Origin of the sequence: Aeromonas sp. S18(2024) (assembly GCF_041402525.1) — a bacterium.
Taxonomy (GTDB): Bacteria; Pseudomonadota; Gammaproteobacteria; order Enterobacterales; family Aeromonadaceae; genus Aeromonas; species Aeromonas enteropelogenes.
The window spans coordinates 163,750-184,164 of record NZ_JBGLQV010000004.1 but is presented as its reverse complement, the minus strand read 5'-3'; the positions used below and the strand labels follow the sequence as shown (position 1 = coordinate 184,164).

General features: G+C 59.6%; 14 protein-coding genes. 11 read left to right on the top strand and 3 right to left on the bottom strand.

What is annotated here, in order from left to right; translation table 11 throughout:
• Nucleotides 1-59 precede the first annotated feature (59 nt).
• Together ACB034_RS09320 and nagE are read right to left on the bottom strand one after the other, a co-directional pair.
• Complete coding sequence (locus tag ACB034_RS09320; protein WP_371172673.1) at nucleotides 60-2,723, bottom strand: beta-N-acetylhexosaminidase; 2,664 nt, start codon at nucleotides 2,721-2,723, stop codon at nucleotides 60-62.
• A gap of 122 nt (nucleotides 2,724-2,845) precedes the next feature.
• Complete coding sequence (gene nagE, locus ACB034_RS09315) at nucleotides 2,846-4,324, bottom strand: N-acetylglucosamine-specific PTS transporter subunit IIBC (protein WP_042025599.1); 1,479 nt, start codon at nucleotides 4,322-4,324, stop codon at nucleotides 2,846-2,848.
• 273 nt (nucleotides 4,325-4,597) lie between these two features.
• Here nagE and nagB point away from each other — a divergent pair, with 273 nt between their 5' ends.
• The 3 genes from nagB to ACB034_RS09300 are packed head-to-tail and all read left to right on the top strand — an operon-like array spanning nucleotide 4,598 to nucleotide 7,772.
• On the top strand, nucleotides 4,598-5,398 hold the full coding sequence (gene nagB / locus ACB034_RS09310; RefSeq protein ID WP_026457909.1) for a glucosamine-6-phosphate deaminase: 801 nt from the start codon (nucleotides 4,598-4,600) through the stop codon (nucleotides 5,396-5,398).
• A gap of 9 nt (nucleotides 5,399-5,407) precedes the next feature.
• A complete protein-coding gene (nagA, locus tag ACB034_RS09305) occupies nucleotides 5,408-6,553 on the top strand; it encodes an N-acetylglucosamine-6-phosphate deacetylase (RefSeq protein WP_026457908.1) in 1,146 nt (381 codons plus the stop codon).
• A gap of 4 nt (nucleotides 6,554-6,557) precedes the next feature.
• Nucleotides 6,558-7,772 (top strand): ROK family protein, encoded by a 1,215-nt coding sequence (locus ACB034_RS09300; protein WP_042025596.1) that lies wholly within the window; start codon nucleotides 6,558-6,560, stop codon nucleotides 7,770-7,772.
• An 83-nt stretch (nucleotides 7,773-7,855) separates the two neighbouring features.
• On the opposite strand, the gene ACB034_RS09295 is transcribed toward ACB034_RS09300, so the two are convergent.
• On the bottom strand, nucleotides 7,856-9,472 hold the full coding sequence (locus tag ACB034_RS09295; RefSeq protein ID WP_371172672.1) for a phosphoethanolamine transferase: 1,617 nt from the start codon (nucleotides 9,470-9,472) through the stop codon (nucleotides 7,856-7,858).
• Nucleotides 9,473-9,687: 215 nt separating this feature from the next.
• Between ACB034_RS09295 and ACB034_RS09290 the strand changes: the two genes are divergently transcribed.
• The 8 genes from ACB034_RS09290 (at nucleotide 9,688) to dacB (ending at nucleotide 20,300) form a co-directional block, all read left to right on the top strand.
• Nucleotides 9,688-10,932 carry an HD-GYP domain-containing protein gene (locus ACB034_RS09290; RefSeq protein ID WP_201977025.1) on the top strand — a complete coding sequence of 415 codons (1,245 nt, stop codon included), beginning with the start codon at nucleotides 9,688-9,690 and terminating at the stop codon, nucleotides 10,930-10,932.
• A 352-nt stretch (nucleotides 10,933-11,284) separates the two neighbouring features.
• The gene (locus tag ACB034_RS09285; RefSeq protein ID WP_342009557.1) at nucleotides 11,285-12,955 is read left to right on the top strand and encodes a sensor histidine kinase; all 1,671 of its coding nucleotides are present in this window, start codon (nucleotides 11,285-11,287) and stop codon (nucleotides 12,953-12,955) included.
• Between the two features lie 94 nt (nucleotides 12,956-13,049).
• Nucleotides 13,050-13,754: a two-component system response regulator BtsR gene (btsR, locus tag ACB034_RS09280; RefSeq protein WP_225632992.1), complete on the top strand. Its 705-nt coding sequence runs from the start codon at nucleotides 13,050-13,052 to the stop codon at nucleotides 13,752-13,754.
• A 140-nt stretch (nucleotides 13,755-13,894) separates the two neighbouring features.
• Nucleotides 13,895-15,316, top strand: a complete 1,422-nt coding sequence (locus tag ACB034_RS09275; RefSeq protein ID WP_042025591.1) for a carbon starvation protein A — start codon at nucleotides 13,895-13,897, stop codon at nucleotides 15,314-15,316.
• Between the two features lie 207 nt (nucleotides 15,317-15,523).
• Nucleotides 15,524-15,862: a DUF3302 domain-containing protein gene (locus ACB034_RS09270; protein ID WP_026457466.1), complete on the top strand. Its 339-nt coding sequence runs from the start codon at nucleotides 15,524-15,526 to the stop codon at nucleotides 15,860-15,862.
• A gap of 3 nt (nucleotides 15,863-15,865) precedes the next feature.
• Nucleotides 15,866-16,903, top strand: a complete 1,038-nt coding sequence (locus ACB034_RS09265; RefSeq protein ID WP_026457467.1) for an HlyD family secretion protein — start codon at nucleotides 15,866-15,868, stop codon at nucleotides 16,901-16,903.
• A gap of 115 nt (nucleotides 16,904-17,018) precedes the next feature.
• The gene (locus tag ACB034_RS09260) at nucleotides 17,019-18,779 is read left to right on the top strand and encodes a DEAD/DEAH box helicase (protein WP_371172671.1); all 1,761 of its coding nucleotides are present in this window, start codon (nucleotides 17,019-17,021) and stop codon (nucleotides 18,777-18,779) included.
• Nucleotides 18,780-18,866: 87 nt separating this feature from the next.
• Nucleotides 18,867-20,300, top strand: a complete 1,434-nt coding sequence (gene dacB, locus ACB034_RS09255) for a D-alanyl-D-alanine carboxypeptidase/D-alanyl-D-alanine-endopeptidase (protein ID WP_201977020.1) — start codon at nucleotides 18,867-18,869, stop codon at nucleotides 20,298-20,300.
• The last annotated feature ends 115 nt before the right edge of the window (nucleotides 20,301-20,415 follow it).

Below are 20,415 nucleotides of genomic sequence, written 5' to 3'. Positions count from 1 at the left end.
CCACCGGTCTTGGGAAAGGCGGGTCTTGCGACCCACCTTGCGTTATGGATTGAGAGCTATCAGTTCAGCTCGGTCACACGGCTGGTACGCTTGCCATCGAAGCTGACAGTGCGCAGGTAGACCTTGCCAGTCACGCTCGGCTTGGCCGCGGCGTCGTAGGCAGTCCAGGTGGTGCCATCCAGGCTGTACTGGATGGGCAGGCCCGGCAGATCCACGTTCGCTTCCAGCACACCGTTCACCACCCTGGCGCCCGGTACGGAGAGGCGGTATTCGACACCGGCCTGGTCGAGCTTGGGCAGTACGCGCTGACCCAGCAGGTTGGCGAACTGGTTCCACTCTTTGTTCAGAGTGGCCTTGTTGACGTGCTTGGTCTCACCGGAGAACTCGCGGCCCTTCACGTAATCCAGCTCGAAGCCACCCTTGTGCCAGGCACGCTCGGCCACGGAGAAGACACGGGGGTAAACCATGTACTCATACTGGGCGTCGGTGCGCACGGTTTCGCTCCACTGCTGACCGGAGATACCCTTGAACTTGACCGGCTCCTGGTCACCCTTGGCCACGAAGGCGTTGCCGTCGCGGTCAACCGAGGTCTCGGCGTTCTGCGGCAGGTTTTCCGGGGCGAAGGCGAACACCTTGCGGGTGTCGTTGAAACGGGTTGCCCAGTAGTAGCCACGCTCGGCCGGATGCACCTCGTTCGGGAAGTCGAAGTAGAGGTAATCCGGGTTGGAGAGCACCACGTCATAACCGTTGTGAGCCCACTTCATCGCTTCGTTGAAGCCACCCCAGTAGAGGGTCTCCCAGAAGTTGACACGGGTCTTGTCGGTGGCGAACACGCTGGCATCCTTGGCGTACTTCAGACCATCTTCCCACGCCTGCAGGGTGGAGAAGCCGTGGCCCTTGACCATCTCGCTCACTTCCTTGGCGAAGTAGACCGGCAGCTCGGCCACGTCCTTGATCTTGCCATCCTCGATCATCTTCTGGCACATGGGGGACTTGCCAAACGGCTTGTCCTGCTTGCTCCAGTCGGTATTGCCGCGCCAACCCACCAGCTCTTCCGGTTTGGTGACATTCGGGTCTTGATAACCACCACCCAGCATGATGTTCTTCGCCTCGTCACCACCGTAGTGCCAAGCGGTAAGCGGCTGGCCAGCGGCCTCGTGCATCTTGGCCACTTCATCCATCACCTTGGCCACGAAGGTGGCGGCACCCGGCTGGCAGGGGTTGATGAAGGACATCTTGTCGTAGAACTGCACCGAGGTGACGTTGGAGGTATCCGCCGGGTCAGTCAGACGGAACTGGTTAGCTTCGGCCTCTTTGCCTTCTGCCATCAGACGCTTGTAGCGCGCCTCCATGGAAACCACGGCGGCACGGGCGTGGGCCGGCATGTTGATCTCGGGGATCACGGTCACGCCGCGAGCCTTGGCATAACGCACCAGCTCGACGTAGTCAGCCTTGCTGTAGAAACCGGTACCCATGTTGTCGCTGGTCGGGCCGGAGCCGAGCTGCGGCAGCAGGCACTGAGTTTCGGAGAGATCGTGGCAACGCTTGCTGCCGACATCGGTCAACTCCGGCAGGCCCGGGATCTCGATACGCCAGCCTTCATCGTTGGTCAGACCCAGGTGCAGTACGTTGAGCTTGGTGGCGGACATCTGGTCAACCAGCTTCTTCATGGTGTCCAGGCTGCGGAAGTGACGAGCCACGTCGGTCTGCATGCCACGGTATTCGAAGCGCGGCGCATCCTCGACACTCATCGGGGAGACCAGCTTGTCATCGACGCCCAGCAGGGATACCAGGGATTGCGCGCCCCAGAAGGCACCCGCAATGTCATGGCCCTGGATGACGGTGCCCTTCTTGCCGATGGTCATGTCGTAGCCTTCGGCCTGCTTGACCTTGCTGCCAAGTTTGATGGTCACTGGATAGCCGGTGTCGGAGAGGGTAACACCCAGCTTGGTCAGTTGAGCCTTCAGGGTCTCGGCGCGATCGGTCGGCAGATCAAGGGCGTTGAGCTTGATGGTGGAGAAGTCGACCTGCGGACCGGCTTTCACTACCTGCTTCATCGGGGTCGGCAGGATCTGGTTGTCGATCTTGCCCGCCGGCAGCAGGGTGCTGGTCTGGTTGGCAGCAAAACGGGTCTCGCTGTTCATCAGGATGTTGTTGTCATCCTTGGTGCGCTTCCAGCCATCGGCTGGCATCGACTTCTCGTAGGTGGTGGCATCATTGATGTTGCTCATGCTGGCCAGCACTTTCGGCTCGGCCCCTTCGCTGGCCACATACCAGTTCGGCATGATGTCAGATTCGAACAATACCCAGTACTCCACGACCAGCGGCACTTCCACGGTCGCATCCTTGGCAAACCCCTGGAACTTCTCGGTCGGCGTCAAACGATAGAGGTCGCCAGTGAGGTGGGTAATGGTGAACTGGTCGTTGTCCACCCGCTGGATGCGGCGGATGGAGGAGACATAGAGGCTCCAGTCCTTGGAGGTCACATCGGCACCGGTGTTGGTCAGGTGCAGCTTGGCCACACCACAGCTCGCCCACTCGGAGCCCAGCGCCTGGCAATCGAGACCGGCACCGGCACCGTCGTTGGTGACCACTTCATACTTGACCACCAGGTTATTGGCGAGGGAATCGACCACGGCTTGCTTGGCGGCATCGGCTGCCTGGACCTGGGTGGCAAAAACGGTAGACATGGCAATGGCTAACAGAGAATGTTTCAAGTTCATAACTGCTGCTCTCATTTGAAGTAAAGGTTGGAATTTCTTGGCTTTTTTTATATTGGGCCCCTAAGCGGGGCCCTTAGTTATGTCAACAATGGACTTAGACTTGAGGCGAGCTTGGCGCCCGATTAACGCAGGGCCTTCATTTCACCGGCGATGATTTCGGCCAATGGGCCCAGAATCACCTGCAGGTTCTGCTCGCCGAGCTTGACCACACCGGCCGCGCCCAGGGCTTTGAGCTTGCGCTCATCCACGATGCTGCGATCTTTCAGGGTCAGACGCAGACGGGTGATGCAGGCATCGATGGTGACCAGGTTGTCATGACCACCCAGTACTTCCAGGTACTGCTTGGCCAGTTCGGTACGGTCGGTAGTCTGAGCAACCGCCGGAGCGCTCTCCTCTTCCTCTTCACGACCCGGGGTCTTCAGATTCAGCTTGGCAATGACGGCGCGGAAGACCACGTAGTACAGACCGAAGAACACCAGACCCTGAGCAATCAGCATGTACCAGTTGGTTGCCAGCGGGTTGCGGCTGGAGAGCACCATATCCACCAGACCGGCACTGAAGCCGAAACCGGCCATCCAGTGCATGGAGGCGGCGATGAACACGGAGATACCGGTCAGCACGGCGTGGATGACATACAGCACCGGCGCCACGAACATGAAGGAGAACTCGAGCGGCTCGGTTACACCAGTGAAGAAGGAGGCGAAAGCGGCGGCGATCATGATGGACGCAACTTTCTCTTTGTTCTCTTTCTTGGCGGAGTGGTAGATGGCCAGCGCGGCACCCGGCAGACCGAACATCATGATGGGGAAGAAGCCAGCCTGGTACATACCGACCACGCCTTTCACCTGATCCAGGCTCTTGCCAGCGGCCAGCGCGGCATCGATGGTAGCCTGACCACCCAGGAAGTTCGGGATGTCGTTGATACCGGCCACGTTGAACCAGAACACGGAGTTCAGGGCGTGGTGCAGACCGATCGGGATCAGCAGACGGTTGAAGAAGGCGTAGATACCGGCGCCAGTGGAGCCCAGGCTCACGATGGACTCACCGAAACCGACCAGACCGCCATAGATGGCAGGCCATACGGCCATCAGGATGAAAGATACGATGATCATCACCACTGAGGTCACGATCGGCACCAGACGACGGCCGGAGAAGAAGGAGAGTGCCTTGTGCAGCTCGACGCTGCTGAAGCGGTTATACAGCTCAGCGGCGATAACGCCACACAGGATACCCACGAACTGGTTGTTGATCTTGCCAAACGCGGCCGGAACTTCTTCCAGCGGGATGCTCTTGATCTGGGCAACCGCGCCCGGGCTCAGCAGGGTGGTCACTACCAGGAAACCGACCAGACCGGCCAGTGCGGCAGAACCGTCTTTATCTTTGGACATACCATAGGCGACACCGACCGCAAACAGCACGGACATGTTGTCGATAATGGCGGCGCCCGCCTTGATCAGGAAGGCAGCCAGCGCGCTGTCACCACCCCAACCATTCGGGTCAATCCAGTAGCCAACCCCCATCAGGATCGCAGCGGCAGGCAACACCGCTACCGGCACCATCAGGGCACGGCCGATCTTTTGTAAATAACCGAGAATGTTCACGGTTCCTCTCCTTAGTTAATGTATTTCTAGAAATTAAGTGCTTATCACGTTTGACGCATAAGCCATCAAGGCTTGATTGGCAGTCTAGGGGTTTTATTTCGCTGCGCAAATTAATAAACCGATAATCGTGATCATTATCACCCAAACAAGATAAAGGTAGCGGATAGATGTGGCTTAGTTCGCAATCTTTATTTACGCTATAAAACAACTTGAATCCATCTTAGCCCATTGCCACCGTCCAAGCGGTCGCAAACCGACACCGAGGAATCCAACATGCGTCTGATCCCGTTGAAATCTGCCAGCCAAGTCGGCCTCTGGTCAGCCCGTTACATCGTTGACCGTATCAATGCGTTCAAGCCGACCGCTGATCGTCCCTTCGTGCTCGGTCTGCCCACCGGCGGCACCCCGCTCAACACCTACAAGCGCCTGATCGAACTGCACAAGGCCGGTGAAGTGAGCTTCGAGCACGTGGTCACCTTCAACATGGACGAGTACGTGGGCCTGCCGGAAGATCATCCGGAGAGCTACCACAGCTTCATGTACAACAACTTCTTCAATCACGTGGACATTCGCCCGGAAAACATCAACATCCTCAACGGCAACGCCGAGGATCTGGTAGCCGAGTGCAAGCGTTACGAGGACAAGATCAAGTCCTACGGCAAGATCCACCTGTTCATGGGCGGCGTGGGCAATGACGGCCACATCGCGTTCAACGAGCCGGCCTCCTCCCTCTCCTCCCGCACCCGGGTCAAGACCCTGACCGAAGACACCCGCATCGCCAACTCCCGCTTCTTCGGCGGCGACACCGAGCAAGTGCCCAAGCTGGCCCTGACCGTGGGCGTCGGTACCCTGATGGATGCCGAAGAGATCATGATCCTGGTGACCGGCCACAGCAAGGCGCTGGCCCTGCAGGCCGCCGTGGAAGGCAGCGTCAACCACATGTGGACCATCTCCACCCTGCAACTGCACCCGAAAGGCATGATGGTATGTGACGAGCCCTCCACCATGGAGCTCAAGGTCAAGACGGTGCGTTACTTCCAGCAGCTGGAAGCCGCCAACATCGGCCGCCTGTAAGGAGTGAACATGTACGCATTGACCAACTGCACCCTCTACACCGGCAGCTGTGTGCTGACCGGTTACGGGGTCGTCATCGAGGGCGACAAGATTGTCGCCATCTCCCATCTGGATGAGTTGCCCGAGGGGATCGAGCGATTCGATCTTGAAGGTGCCAACCTGACCGCCGGTTTCATCGACGTCCAGCTCAACGGCTGTGGCGGCGTGATGTTCAACACCGACATCAAGGTGGAGACCCTGGCCATCATGCAGGCGGCCAACCTCAAATCCGGTACCACCAGCTTCCTGCCGACCCTGATCACCAGTCCGGATGCAGACATGAAGCAGGCCGTCGCCGTCACCCGCGACTACATGGCGGCGCACCCCAACGAGGTGCTGGGGGTACATCTGGAAGGCCCTTACACCAATCTCAAGCGCAAGGGGATCCATCCTGCCGCCCAGATCCGCCAGCCGGCGGACGAGATGATCGACTTCTTCTGTGCCAACGCCGATGCCATCGCCAAGATCACCCTGGCCCCCGAGCGCAACGATCCGGCCCATATCCGCCGTCTGGTGGAAGCCGGCATCCTGGTCTCCGCCGGCCACACCGCCGCCAGTTACGATCAGGCGATGGCGGGCTTTGACAATGGCATCCGCTTTGCCACCCACCTCTACAACGCCATGACCCCGACCCTGAACGGCCGCGAGCCTGGCGTGGTCGGTGCCATCTACGATCGCAAGGATGTCTACACCGGCGTCATCGTCGACGGTCACCACGTGCACTACGCCAACGTGCGCCTGGCCCACAAGATCCTCGGCGAGCGCCTAGTGCTGGTCACCGATGCCACCGCGGCGGCAGGTGCGCCGGAAGGCTTTGAGAAATTTGATTTTTGTGGCACGACCGTGTTTTTACGCGATGGTCAGTGCATTGACGAGAATGGTACACTCGGCGGCTCTTCCCTCACCATGATTGAAGGGGTGGAGAATCTGGTCAAACAGGTCGGATTACCGCTTGATGAAGCACTGAGAATGGCCAGCCTCTACCCGGCACGCGCCATTGGATGGGACTCACGTCTCGGTAGTATCCAGGTCGGCAAGATTGCCAACCTCACTGTATTCGATCAGGACTTCACGGTCCGCGGGACCGTGGTTAACGGACACTACACACAACAGTGACATCATGACTGGCGGACAAATAGCAAACGTAGATCTTATCAAGCAGGTCAACAGTGCGGCCGTGTATCGGCTCATCGACCTGCAAGGGCCCATCTCCCGGGTCAAAATTGCCGAACTGAGTCACCTGGCCCCGGCCAGCGTGACCAAGATCACCCGGCAACTGATCGAGCATGGCCTGATCAAGGAGACCTCGCCGCAAGCCTCCACCGGCGGACGGCGCGCCATCTCCCTGACCACCATCAAGCATCGCTTTCAATTTGTCTCTGCCAAGCTGGGCCGTGGCTACCTGCACCTGAGTCTCTATGATCTCGATGGCAAGGAGCTCGACCAGCACATCACCCAGGTGGCCGAGATCGACCAGCAACCCGTGGTCGACATGCTGCTGCGGGAGATTGGCGCCTTTATCGATGCCAACAGCGAACGCAGCCGCAATCTCATCAGCATCGCGCTGACCATGCCGGGTCTGGTCAATCCCGAATCCGGCATGGTCATCTACACCCCCAAGTACCAGATCCGCAACCTGCCGCTGGCGAAGCTCCTGGAGAACCACTTCAACCTCCCCTGCTACGTGGGCAACGACACCCGCTCGCTGGCGCTGGCCGAACACTTCTTTGGCGAGTCCCGCGACTGCATGGACTCGATCCTGGTGAGCGTGCACCAGGGGACCGGGTCGGGGATCATCACCAAGGGGCAGGTGTTCTTAGGCCAGAACCGCAACGTGGGCGAGATCGGCCACATCCAGGTCGAACCCCTCGGCAAGCGCTGCCACTGCGGCAACTTCGGCTGCCTCGAGACCATCGCCTCCAACGAGGCAATCGTCGACAAGGTGAAGGAGCTCATCAGCCGTGGCCACCAGAGCTCGCTGCAAGAAAAACACATCACCATCCAGGAGGTGTGCAAGGCAGCGCAAGCGGGGGATGAACTGGCCCACAGCGTGATCGAGAACGTGGGGGAGCATCTGGGGCGGGCGGTGGCCATCACGGTCAACCTGTTCAACCCGCAGAAGGTACTGATCGCCGGCGAAATCACCGCCGCCGAAGAGATCCTGTTCCCGGCCATCCGCCGCTGCGTCGAGCACCAGTCGCTGCCAAGCTTCCACCGTGGCCTGCCCATCGTGAAGGCGCGCTTCCAGAACCAGCCCACCATCGGCGGCTTTGCCCTGGTTAAACGGGCCCTGCTGGAAGGGGATCTGCTACAGATCATCATGGAGCAGAAGTAGCCTTGGCGACGCAAGGCCCATAATGACAAACGGCAGCCCTCGGGCTGCCGTTTTGTTTTGCTTGTTTGCCTGGAGTTAGGCTCCTACCCCGCCCGGCACGGTTTAAACAGGTCCAGCGCTCCGTTGTAGACCTTGGTCTGTACATCCATGATCCCCAGCATCGAGTGGAACAGGTTGTCGTGGGAGAAGCGCTTGCTGCCCGCCTCCTGCTGCAGACAATCCATGTTCAGCTGGCGATCCGTCTGCAACTGGGGAGAAAACCAGGTCAGCAGCGGCACCCGGGTCTGATCATCCGGCGCGAACTTGTAGGGCGTACCGTGCAGATAGAGGCCCATGGCACCGAGGGATTCGCCGTGATCCGAGAGGTAGACCAGCCCTACGTTGTACTGACTCTCCAGGGATTTCAGCTTGTCGATGAGCCGGGCCACCACCTTGTCGGTATAGCGGATGGTGTTGTCATAGGTGTTCACCAGCTCTTCATTGGTACAGTTTTCGATGTCGCTGCGCGGGCAGTCCGGCACGAAGGTACGCTCGCTGGCGGGATAGCGACGGAAATAAGTTGGTCCATGGCTGCCCATCAGGTGAAACGCCACCAGCTTGTTGCCCTTCATGGCGGCGATCTGCTGATCCAGTCCTTCCAGCAGCACCTCGTCATAGCAGGAATCACCCTTGCAAAGGGCCGGATAATCCCTGGGGGCGATTTCTATGGTCGGCACATTGCGGCACACCCCTTTGCAGCCCCCGTCATTCTCTTTCCAGAGCACGGAGACACCGGCATGCTGCAGCACATCCAGCAACCCATCACGGGAGCCGGCCAGCTGATCATCGTAGCCGCGGCGGGTCAGGTTGGAGAACATGCAGGGCACCGAGACAGCCGTCGCCGTGCCGCAGGAGCGCACATCCCGAAACGAGACGATCCCCTCCTCTTTCGCGGTAAAGCTGTTGGTCGCCTTGGCATAACCGTTGAGGGAGTAGTTCTGGCTGCGCGCCGTCTCCCCCACGACCAGGAACATCAATGTCGGCTTGGCATCCTTGGCGATCAGCTTGGCATCGGTGCCGATCTGCTGGTAGGGGATCGGAGTCGCGAAGACCACATCACGGGCATATTTGTAGAGCCCGTTAACATAGTTGGCGGGTACTATCTCCTTGCCAAGGGATTTGTTGTTGCGCCCGACCGAGGCGTAATCCTGGTAATAGAGAGCGGCCATGCTACCCACCACCAGCAGGGAGAGCGCCAGCGAACCAGCGCGCAGCGCCAGTCCCTTGTACCAGGTGGCGGGATAGCGGATCTTCAGCGACCAGAGCCCCAAGGTCGGCAGTACGCCGGTCAGCAGGAACCAGAGGGCGACCGACCCGTTCAGATAGGACGTAGCTTCCCTACTGTTGGTCTCCACTATGTTCTGCATCATGCCGGCATCGAAGACGACGCCATATTTGAGCATGGCGTAGCTGACGATGGAGCCGGTCAGGATCAGCAAGGTAAAGAAGGGTTTGAGGACAAAGCGGAAGGTAAAGGGAATAAAGACGGCATTGAGCGCCGCTACCAACACTAGGGGAATGGAGAGTACGAATCCGGTTTTGACATGCTCCAGACCGCTGAGCACCTTGTAGAAATGCAAAAAAATCGGCCAGTTCAGCACCAGCGCAAAAAACAGTACCAGCAGCAAATTCGCCTTCAGCACACCGAGCGCAATACGCATTAACAACTCCTAGCGAACGGGTCAGTCTTTGATTGACCCGGATTAACTGACTAAAACCATGGCGTCAGACTAATCGGCGAAACTTAAGAGTGAATTAAGAGAGAAAGAGGTCACAACCTGGCCCTTCTCCAGGGGTGCTAAACGGATTTTTAGTTGTCTATCCATCGGATTTTGCTAGCTTGTTTGAGAGGCATTCAAGAAATGCAGGCATTCCAATGGCACTGATCCAGGTTTCGATAGAACAGTTGAAGGTAGGCCACTTCATCCATCTGCCAACCGGATGGACCAACCACCCTTTTATGTTTAATACCTTCAAGATCAAAGACCAGCAGCAACTCGACATCATTCGCCACCTCGATCTCCACCTCCTGATGGTTGACCCGGACAAGAGCGATCTCCCCGTCGAACCCTTGCTGCGCGGGGATGTGCCGGATGCAGGCCCCGATCTTGACGAACTGGATGCCACAGAAGAGCCGACAGATTCCGGCCCTCCCCCCTTCGATGAGAAAGCCTTTCGCCGCTCCATGCGCGCCGCCGACAAGGCCTTTGGCCAGTCGATGTCGGAGCTTCGCGACGCCCTGGGTGCCCTCAACCTCAAACCCGATGAAGGCTTGGCCAACGCTGCTCAGCTGGTGCGCAATACCGCCGCCCGTCTGAGCGAACACGAAGGCCCCCTCGGCCTGCATCTGATCCGCAGCCCCCATACCGATGTTCTGTTGCAGCACAGCCTCAACGTCGCCTTCATCGCCATGCTGATGGGACGTGAGCTGGGGATGAACCCGGTCGCACTGGAAGAGGCGGGGCTGGCGGGGCTTATCCACGACATCGGCGAGCTGAAGGTGCCGACCCAGATCACATTGAAGCGGGGAGAATTGAACAAGGCCGAGCAGAACTTTCTCAACATGCATCCTCAATACGGGCTGGACATGCTGACCCAGCTCAACGCCTTCGAGCCGAAGATCCGCCAGGTGGCTCATCTGCATCACGAGCGGCTCGATGGCAGCGGTTATCCACTGGGGCTCAAGGGAGGGGATATACCACCGCTGGCCCGTCTCATCGGGCTGGTGGACTATTATGACGAGCTGCTTCACCCCCGCAGCAGCGCCAGTGCCGCCGCCCCCAGCCAGGCCATCAGCCAGCTCTACAAACTGTCCCAGAAAAAATTTGACCAGAATCTGGTCAAATTGCTTATCAAGGTCCTGGGGGTGTATCCACCGGGTTCACTGGTCAAAATGTCTGACGACAGCATAGGGCTGGTGCTCTCCACCGAGCCCACCATGCCCCTCAAACCCAAGTTGCTCCCCTATATCAAGGCTCAGCGCCCGGAAGCCGTCACCATGATCGATCTGCGGGAAGACGAGCGCACCATCACGGGCTGTATCAGACAGGAGGATCTGGATGAGGGGCAGCGCCAGTTCTTCAATCTGACTCGCCGCTTCTGTTATTACTTCGCTTTTTGAGTTATCCCCAGAAGCTGGGGATAACTCATTGGACAAACCGGAATAATCACTCGAATACCCACCGGAAAGTTGCCATCCGGCCATGTATAAAAAACGCCCAGCCAGTGGCCGGGCGGAGCATGCTACCTCCATGTAGCCTATCCAGCGGATAGATTTATGCTCCATCCACCAATAGCAACCCCGGCTCGCTTACACAAATATCAATTTAACATGCTGATTTAATATGGTTTTATCCGCATGTTCTGGCAAACTGGCGGCCCGCGTCGCAAAATTGGCCCCCCAGAACAAGATCCTGATCACACTTGTTCAGATGCTGGCTGTTTTTTAACCTTTCCCTTGAGGAGCGTTTTTTATGCAGTTGGTTCTCTCCTTGCTGCAACAGATGAGCGTCAGCTTGGTGATCGCCTATCTCTTCTCAAAAAGCCCTCTGCTGCGCCCGCTGGCCAACTACTCCGTCAGGCTTCCACACAAAATACTGATATACATCATTTTTTCTGCTTTCTGCATCCTTGGCACCTATGTGGGCCTCGATATCGATGATGCCATCGCCAATACCCGGGCGGTCGGCGCCGTGCTGGGGGGCCTGCTGGGGGGACCGCTGGTGGGCTTTCTGGTGGGACTGACCGGGGGATTGCACCGCTATACCCTGGGGGGATTTACCGATCTGGCCTGCGCCATCTCCACCACTTGTGAAGGACTGCTGGGCGGTCTGGTGCACTGGCGCTTGATGCGATCCGGCCGGATGGGCGCGCTGTTTGAACCCAAGGTTGCCTTCTTCACCACCCTTTACGCCGAAATGCTGCAGATGGTGATCATCTTGCTGGTGGCCGCCCCCTTCGACAAGGCGCTGCTGCTGGTGCGCACCATCGCCACCCCGATGATCCTGGCCAACTCCTGCGGGGCGGCGCTCTTCATCAGCATGATCCGCGACCAGCAACTGATGTACGAGAAGTTCTCCCGGGTCTTCTCCGCCAAGGCGCTCAACATCGCCAACCGCACCGTGGGGATCATGAGCCAGGGCTTCACCCCGGAGGCGAGCAGCAAAATCGCCAAAATTATTCAGGAAGAGACCGGGGTCGGCGCCGTCGCCATCACGGATACCGACAAGATCCTCGCCTTTATCGGGATCGGGGAGGATCACCACAAGCCGGGTACTCCCATCACCTCGGCCACCACCATGGAAGCCATCGCCCAGAACAAGGTGCTGTTTGCCGATGGCAACAGCCAGCCCTACCGCTGCAGCATCTCACCCCAGTGCCAGCTCGGCTCTGTGCTGGTGATCCCGCTGCAGGGGGACAAGGGAGTGATCGGCACCATCAAGCTCTACGAGCCGAAGAAGCGGCTGTTCCTCAAGATCAACCACACCCTGGGCGAGGGGATTGCCAACCTGCTGTCGCAGCAGTTGCTGGCCGGTCGGCTGGAGCAGCAGCAGCGGCTGCTGGTGCAGTCCGAGCTCAAGCTTATCCAGGCCCAGATCAACCCCCATTTCCTGTTCAACACCCTCAACACCATCAGCGCCATCACCCGGCGGGATCCGGACAAGGCGCGCGATTTGCTGCTGCACCTCTCCCTGTTCTTTCGCAAGAACCTCAAGCGCCACAGCGGTCTCAGCACCCTGCAGGAGGAGCAGGAGCACTGTCAGTCCTATCTGGAGATTGAACTCGCCCGCTTTGGTGATCGCCTGACGGTGATCAACGAGATCCCGGCCCACCTAGCCAACCTGCAGCTGCCGAGCTTCACTCTGCAGCCGCTGATTGAAAACGCCATCAAGCACGGCATCTCGACCCTGCTGGAGCAGGGGCGGATCCGCCTCTATACCGAGGAGCACGCTGACAGCGTGACCATCCACGTCGAGGACAACGCCGGCACCTGGCAACCCCAGCCGGCTGGCGATGGCCTGGGCATGACCATAGTGGACAGGCGACTCAAGAGCGCCTTTGGCGAGCGCTACGGGGTGAGCGTTGCGTGCGAGCCGGAGCAATGGACCCGGGTCTCCTGCACCATTCCCAAAGTGGCTCCCTGATGCAGGCCGTTATCTCTGTCCTGGCGTCAGCAGGATATGGCGCCGGCCCTGTGCCCGACCCCATGCACCCATTCATGTTTGATAGGAGGAAATCATGATCCGCGCCCTGCTTGTCGATGACGAGCCCTACGCCCGTGAAGAGCTGGCCCAGCAATTGGCCGGCTATCCCGACATCGAGATCCTGGGCACGGCGGCCAACGCCATCGAGGCGCTGCCGCTTATCCAGCAGCTCAAGCCACAAGTAGTGTTTCTCGATATCCAGATGCCCAAGCTCAGCGGCATGGAGCTGGTGGCCATGCTCGATCCCCTGCCCCGCATCGTGTTTGTCACCGCCTTCGACGAATACGCCATCCAGGCGTTTGAGGAGAACGCCTTCGACTACCTGCTCAAACCGGTGGAACCCGCCCGGCTGGCCAAGACCATCGCCCGCCTGCGCCAGGACATCAGCCCGCAACCGATTGAGACGCTGGCCCCCGCCATTCACCACATTCCGGGTTATCTGCACAACCGGGTACGCCTCTTGCCCATCAATCAGGTGGAGTATGCCTTCTCCGATCTCGGCGGCGTCCATGTGGCTTGCCAGGGTGAGTTGTTTCATACCCAGCTCACCCTCAAATCCCTGGAGGAGAAGAGCCCGCTGCTGCGTTGTCACCGCCAGTATCTGATCGCCCCGGAGGCCATCTTCGAGATCCAGCTGCTGGAAAACCAGCTGGCGGAAATAGTCACGCCGAGCGGCGCCCGGGTACCGGTGAGCCGCCGCTACCTCAAGGAGTTGAAGGATAGGCTGGGTCTGGAGTAAGGCCGTTTGTGTGCGCTTGATCACAGGCACCAACCACTCGCAGCGCCATGGCGCCGCTCGTCCCGTTTCCACTGCCGGCAGCGCCCATCCCCGCTAGACTGCTCATGCACATCAAAGAATAACAATGCAGGAGCGTAACAATGGTCTGGTTCTTCCTATGCGTCGGCTTGCTCGTAGCCGGCTATTTCGTATACGGCAAATTCATCGAACGGATATTTGGCCCGAAACCCGAGCTGAAAACCCCCGCCATCACCATGGCGGACGGGGTTGACTATGTCCCCATGTCGGACAAGAAAGTCTATCTGGTCCAACTGCTCAACATCGCCGGCGTCGGCCCCATCTTCGGCCCCATCCTGGGTGCCTTGTATGGTCCGGTCGCCATGCTGTGGATCGTGTTTGGCTGCATCTTCGCCGGTGCAGTACACGACTACTTCTCCGGCATGCTGTCGGTGCGCGCCAAGGGCGCCTCGGTGCCGACCGTGGTCGGTGAGCACCTGGGCAACGCCGCCAAGCACTTCATGAACCTGTTCGCCGTAGTCCTGTTGATGCTGGTGGGCGTGGTGTTCGTGCTGAGCCCGGCAGGCCTGCTGGCTAACCTGACCTCCACCGATCTGGTCTACTGGATCATGGCCATCTTCGCCTACTACATCCTGGCGACCATAGTGCCCATCGACAAGATCATCGGCCGCTTCTACCCCATCTTCGGCGCACTGCTGGTATTCATGTCGGTCGGCCTCATCATCGGCCTGATCGTCTCCGGCAAGGGCTTCTACAACACAGGGATGGACTTCTCCAACCTGCACCCGACCGATCTGCCCCTGTGGCCGCTGCTCTTCATCACCATCGCTTGTGGTGCTGTGTCCGGCTTCCACGCCACCCAGTCCCCGCTGATGGCGCGCTGCATGCAGAACGAAAAATCCGGCCGCTTCATTTTCTACGGCGCCATGATCGGTGAAGGCATCATCGCCCTCATCTGGTGCACCCTGGGTCTCTCCTTCTACGACAGCACTGAAGCGCTCAACGCCACCCTGGCAAGCGGCGGTCCCTCTGCCGTGGTACACGAAGTCTCCACCAGCCTGCTCGGCACCGTTGGCGGCATCCTGGCCATCCTCGGCGTGGTGATCCTGCCCATCACCTCGGGTGACACCGCGTTTCGCAGCGCCCGCCTCATCGTGGCGGACTTCCTGAACCTGACCCAGAAGCCGATGGCCAAGCGTCTGCTGATCGCCATCCCCATGTTTGTCCTCGGTTTCATCATCTCCAAGGCCGAGTTCGGGGTGATCTGGCGCTACTTCGGCTGGGCCAACCAGACTACCGCCGTCATGATGCTGTGGGCCGCTGCCGCCTACCTCATCAAGGAGGGCAAGCTGCACTGGGTATGCACCATCCCGGCCATGTTCATGACTGCCGTGGTGTTCACCTACCTGGCCAACGCCCCCATCGGTTTTGGTCTGGAGATGGGTATCTCCACCATCATCGGTCTGGTCGCCACTGCCGTGATCACCGCCACCTTCCTGATCAAGTTCCGCCAGCCACTGGTGAGCCAGACCAGCGAAAGTTGACGCAAATAACACCTGAATCAAAAGGGGGCCCGTGCGGCCCCCTTTTTGATGAAAACAATATTAACGCCCTTCCTTGAAAACCCCATCCCAAATCAGGCTTTCCGCATTATCATGGCGGGCGATATCACGTTAACGATGTGATTATTAATTGCTTTAGTGGCAACAAAAACCAATTATCAATGGGTGCTCAAGCCGCCGGAGGTCTACATGTCCCTTGATTACTTTGCACTCGGTCTGCTCGTGTTTGTCGGGTTGGTCATCTTCTACGGCATCATCGTGATCCACGATATTCCCTACGAGATAGCCAAGCACCGCGACCACCCCCATCAGGACGCCATTCATGTCGCCGGTTGGGTCAGCCTCTTCACCCTCCATGTCCTCTGGCCCTTTCTCTGGATCTGGGCAACCCTCTACCGCCCTGATCGCGGCTGGGGCTTCAACAAGCGTCTGGCAAAGGATGAAGAGGAACTCGCCGCCCTCAGGGAAGAGCTGGCCGAGCTGAAAAACCGCCTCAACCATATCGAACAGAGCGAACAAAAGGGATAAGCCATGGACCTGCTACTGATCCTGACCTACACGGCCATCTGTGTGGCCATCTTCAAAATCTTCCGTATCCCGCTCAACAAGTGGACAGTACCGACGGCGGTACTCGGGGGCGTGTTGATCATCGGCACCCTGATCATGCTGATGAACTACAACCACCCCTACTCCGAAATGGCGCGCAACTACTATATCTCCACCCCTATAGTGCCGCTGGTGAAGGGGCGCGTCGTGGAAGTGCCCGTCAAACCGAACCAGCAGGTCAAACAGGGGGACGTGCTGTTTCGCATCGACGACACGCCGTTCAAGCAGCAGGTTGCCAGCCTGCAGGCCCGCCTGCAGTCAAACCAGGATCACATCAAGTCCATCGACGCACGCCTGCGCTCCGCCCGGCTGGATCGTGACCGCGCCCAGGAGCTGCTGCGCCGCGGCATCGGCAAGCAGCGGGATCTCGACGTGAGCCAGGCCAATGTCGACGATCTGGTTTCCCAGCTCGATCAGCAGCGCGCCCTGGTCAACGACGTACAGGCCCAGCTGGAAAAGGCCCGTTATGACCTCGAGCAGACGGTGGTGCTTGCCCCCTCCGACGGCTTCGTGCTGCAACTGGCGCTGCGTCCGGGCATGATTGCCACCCCCTACCTCTATCGTCCCGTCATGACCTTCGTACACCAGAGCGAGAACTACTACGTGGGCTGGTTCTGGCAAAACAGCATGCAGCGACTGGAAGTCGGCGACGAGGCCGAAGTAGTGATCGACGGCATTCCCGGCAAGATCTTCAAGGGCGAAGTCACTGTCGTGGTGCCCGCCATCGCCGCCGGTAACGTACAGGCCAACTCAGGTCTGCTGGACCAGAGCACCGCCCAGCGCCCGGGTCGCTTGCCGGTCACCATCAAGATCACCGACCCCGAGTGGTCCAAGTATCAGGTGATCGCCGGTGCCAGCGGCCAGGCGGCCATCTACACCCACCACTTCCACCATGTTTCCATCATGCGCAAAGTGCTGCTGCGGATGGCGAGCTGGCTCAACTACCTGTTCCCCTTCCACTAAGCTTCGTTGCTATCTCCTGTCCAGAGGGCCGCGCTTGCCGGCCCTCTGTTTTTAAGCCAGACATTTAAAAACCGAATCCCTATAATGGCGCCATCTTGCAGCAGCCAGTCTCCCCATGTTCGTTCTCAGACCCTATCAAACCGACGCCGTCAACGCCGTCATCAGCCACTTTCGCAAACATCCGGATCCCGCCGTCATCGTGCTGCCCACCGGGGCCGGCAAGAGTCTGGTGATCGCCGAGCTGGCGCGAAAAGCCCGCGGCCGGGTGCTGGTGCTGGCCCACGTCAAGGAGCTGGTGGAGCAGAACCACGCCAAGTACGAGGCCTGGGGACTCAAGGCCGACATCTTCGCCGCCGGACTGTCTCGCAAGGAAGCCTGCGCCCAGGTGGTGTTCGGCTCGGTGCAGTCGGTGGCGCGCAACCTGGACGCCTTTGATGGCGCCTTCTCCCTGCTCATCATCGACGAGTGCCACCGGGTGTCGCTCGATGACGAGAGCCAGTACCATCAGGTGATCGACCATCTCAAGGCCGCCAACCCGGCACTCAAGATCCTGGGTCTCACCGCCACCCCTTACCGGCTCGGCCTTGGCTGGATTTACCGGCGTCACTACCACGGCATGGTACGCAGCCACGGGGATCGGCTGTTTGGCGACTGCGTGTTCGAGCTGCCCCTGCGTTTCATGGTGAAAAACGGCTACCTGACCCCGCCGCGCCTGATTGATGCCCCCATAGTCCACTACGACTTCAGCAAGCTGGTACCGCGGGAGAATGGCCTCTTCAGCGAGGCGGATCTCAACGGCGAGCTCAAGCGCCAGGAGCGGGTCACCCCCCATATCCTGAGCCAGGTATTGGTGTATGCCGCCGAACGTCAGGGGGTGATGATCTTCGCCGCCACCGTCGAACACGCCCGCGAGATTCACGGCCTGCTCGGTGCCAAAGGAGAGAAAGCGGCCCTGATCACCGGCGAAACCCCGGGGCAGGAGCGCGATGCCCTTATCAGCGCGTTCAAGGCCCGCGAACTCAAGTTCCTGGTCAACGTGGCGGTGCTCACCACCGGCTTTGACGCCCCCCATGTCGATCTTATCGTGATGCTCAGACCCACCGAGTCGGTATCGCTCTACCAGCAGATAGTGGGGCGCGGCCTGCGCCTGTCACCTGGCAAGACCGACTGCCTGGTGCTCGATTATGCCGGCAACAACTTCAACCTGTTTGCCCCCGAGGTGGGGGAACCCAGGCCCCACGCCGGCACCGAGCCGGTGCAGGTTCCCTGCCCCGCCTGCGGCTTTGCCAACACCTTCTGGGGCAAGACAGACGAGGATGGCAAGGTCATAGAGCACTACGGCCGCCGCTGTCAGGGGTTGTTTGAAGATGACGAGGGCCACCGCGAGGAGTGTGACTACCGCTTTCGAGCCAAGATCTGCCCCGCCTGCGGCGCCGAAAACGACATCGCCGCCCGCCGCTGCCAGAGCTGCGATCAGCTGCTGGTGGATCCGGACGACAAGCTTAAAGAGGCGCTCAATCTCAAGGACTGCATGGTGATCCGCTGCGCCGGCCTCACCCTGGCCGCTGGCCGTGGCAAACAGGGGGAGCGACTGGAGGTGACCTATCACGACGAGGATGGCCTCACCCTCTGGGAATACTTCGCTTTTCACTCCGCCGGCGCACGGCGCTTGTTTCAACAGCGCTTTGTGCGTCATCATTGGCCCGCCCCGGGGCTGGAGCCCGAATTTGCCACCCTGGAGAGCGTGCTGGCCGCATCCGGCCAGTTCCGTCACCCGGATTTCGTCATCGCGCGCAAGTCAGGACGGTTTTGGCAGGTGAAAGAGAAAATTTTTGATTATGACGGCCGGTATCGTACTGCCAACGCCCTCTATTGAGGACGAGCGCCGGTCGGCAGATGAACATCGTCGATTATCAGAGTCGGTACTCCACTGCCGACACCCTTCATCAAGTTTGAGGATCCTATGCTGCGGCTGTTGATTGGTTTTTGCGCCCTCGTTTCCATGGCGGTTCACGCCACCCCGCTCACCCCGCCCAAGGGTGGCCAGTACGCCATCATAGTGCAGGGCAACAACGGCATTGAGTTTGCCCGCAACGCAGATGACATGATTGCCCCCGCTTCCACCATGAAGGTGCTGACCGCCCTGGCCGCCCGCCTGGAGCTGGGTGCCGACTTCCGCTTCGCCACCGATATCCAGGCCGAGCCCGGTGCCAAGCAGGGCAACGCCATCAACGGCGATATCTGGATCAACTTCGTCGGCGACCCCACCCTGTCGAAAATGGATCTGCTGGCCCTGTTCAAGCAGCTCGGCATCAACCGCATCAACGGCAACGTCTACGTCAACACCGGTGCCTACAACGGCTACGAGCGCGGCAATGGCTGGTCGTGGGGGGATCAGACCCTCTGCTTCGCAGCGCCTGTCTCCTCCGTCATCATTGACAAGAACTGCGCCTACGCCACCATCACCGCCACCCAGATCGGCAAGCCGGCGGTGGGCAATGTCGCCAAAGGCGTCGCCATCGGCGTCGGTGCCGACAACGTGGAGGTGATGAGCTATGGCGACATGGCACGCCAGTTCTGCGCCCTGGAAGTGGACATGGCCAAGGGCAACTTCTATGAGCTCAAGGGCTGCATCACCCCGAACAAGGAGCCCCAGGGGCTGCGCTTTGCCATCCATGACGTGGAGGCCTGGGGCTGGGACAACATCCGCTGGGCGATGGACCGGGCAGGCATCAAGCACGACGGTCTGCTGCGGATCACCCACAAGGCACCGGTCGGAGCCCAGACCCTGGCGACCCACTACTCGGTCTCCCTGCCCATCATGCTGGCCAAGATGCTGAAGAAATCGGACAACCTCTACGCCGACACCTTCCTGAAAACCGTTGGCCGCCACTACTACAACAAGCCGGGTAGCTATCGCAGCGGCACCATGGCGGTGCGCGCCATCCTCACCAAACACGGCATTGACCTTGGCAACGCCACCTTGGCCGATGGCTCCGGCCTCTCTGCTCACAATCTCATCAGCGCCCGCCAGATGCTGTCGGTGCTGAACTTCATCCAGAAAAATGATGCCGAGCTCGACTTCATCAAGCTGCTGCCAAGCTCCCAGGTGGATGGCACCCTGGCCTGGCGACGCAGCGTCACCGCCCCCATGATGAAAAACAAGGTCCATGCCAAGACCGGCACCATCACAGGCACCTCCAACCTGGCCGGTTTCATCGACACCGCCGGTGGCCAACGCAAGGCCTTCGTCATCTTCCAGCGCGGCCTGTCGCAGGATCCGGCCACTCACGAGCGCTATCGTGCCAGCAAGGCGCCCTGGCCCTGGACCCTGTTCGAAAAAGGCGTGCTGGAGAGCATCTATCAGCAGCAACCCATCCAGATTGCCGCCCAGTAACAGACTCAGTCACAACAGGGGGCAGCGTGCTGCCCCGATAAAACTCTGCCCCAGCTTGAAACGACGAGCGAAAGAGCCTCTCTCGGCTGCTCGCCACACAGGGTTGAGCCGATAG

What these genes read in the sequence shown, in the direction of transcription:
- btsR (WP_225632992.1), top strand. Translation starts at nt 13,050, where the DNA reads ATGATCCGCGCCCTGCTTGTCGATGACGAGCCCTACGCCCGTGAAGAG.
- ACB034_RS09295 (WP_371172672.1), bottom strand. Translation starts at nt 9,472, where the DNA reads ATGCGTATTGCGCTCGGTGTGCTGAAGGCGAATTTGCTGCTGGTACTG.
- ACB034_RS09275 (WP_042025591.1), top strand. Translation starts at nt 13,895, where the DNA reads ATGGTCTGGTTCTTCCTATGCGTCGGCTTGCTCGTAGCCGGCTATTTC.
- ACB034_RS09270 (WP_026457466.1), top strand. Translation starts at nt 15,524, where the DNA reads ATGTCCCTTGATTACTTTGCACTCGGTCTGCTCGTGTTTGTCGGGTTG.
- ACB034_RS09290 (WP_201977025.1), top strand. Translation starts at nt 9,688, where the DNA reads ATGGCACTGATCCAGGTTTCGATAGAACAGTTGAAGGTAGGCCACTTC.
- nagB (WP_026457909.1), top strand. Translation starts at nt 4,598, where the DNA reads ATGCGTCTGATCCCGTTGAAATCTGCCAGCCAAGTCGGCCTCTGGTCA.
- ACB034_RS09285 (WP_342009557.1), top strand. Translation starts at nt 11,285, where the DNA reads ATGCAGTTGGTTCTCTCCTTGCTGCAACAGATGAGCGTCAGCTTGGTG.
- ACB034_RS09300 (WP_042025596.1), top strand. Translation starts at nt 6,558, where the DNA reads ATGACTGGCGGACAAATAGCAAACGTAGATCTTATCAAGCAGGTCAAC.
- ACB034_RS09265 (WP_026457467.1), top strand. Translation starts at nt 15,866, where the DNA reads ATGGACCTGCTACTGATCCTGACCTACACGGCCATCTGTGTGGCCATC.
- dacB (WP_201977020.1), top strand. Translation starts at nt 18,867, where the DNA reads ATGCTGCGGCTGTTGATTGGTTTTTGCGCCCTCGTTTCCATGGCGGTT.
- nagA (WP_026457908.1), top strand. Translation starts at nt 5,408, where the DNA reads ATGTACGCATTGACCAACTGCACCCTCTACACCGGCAGCTGTGTGCTG.
- ACB034_RS09260 (WP_371172671.1), top strand. Translation starts at nt 17,019, where the DNA reads ATGTTCGTTCTCAGACCCTATCAAACCGACGCCGTCAACGCCGTCATC.
- ACB034_RS09320 (WP_371172673.1), bottom strand. Translation starts at nt 2,723, where the DNA reads ATGAACTTGAAACATTCTCTGTTAGCCATTGCCATGTCTACCGTTTTT.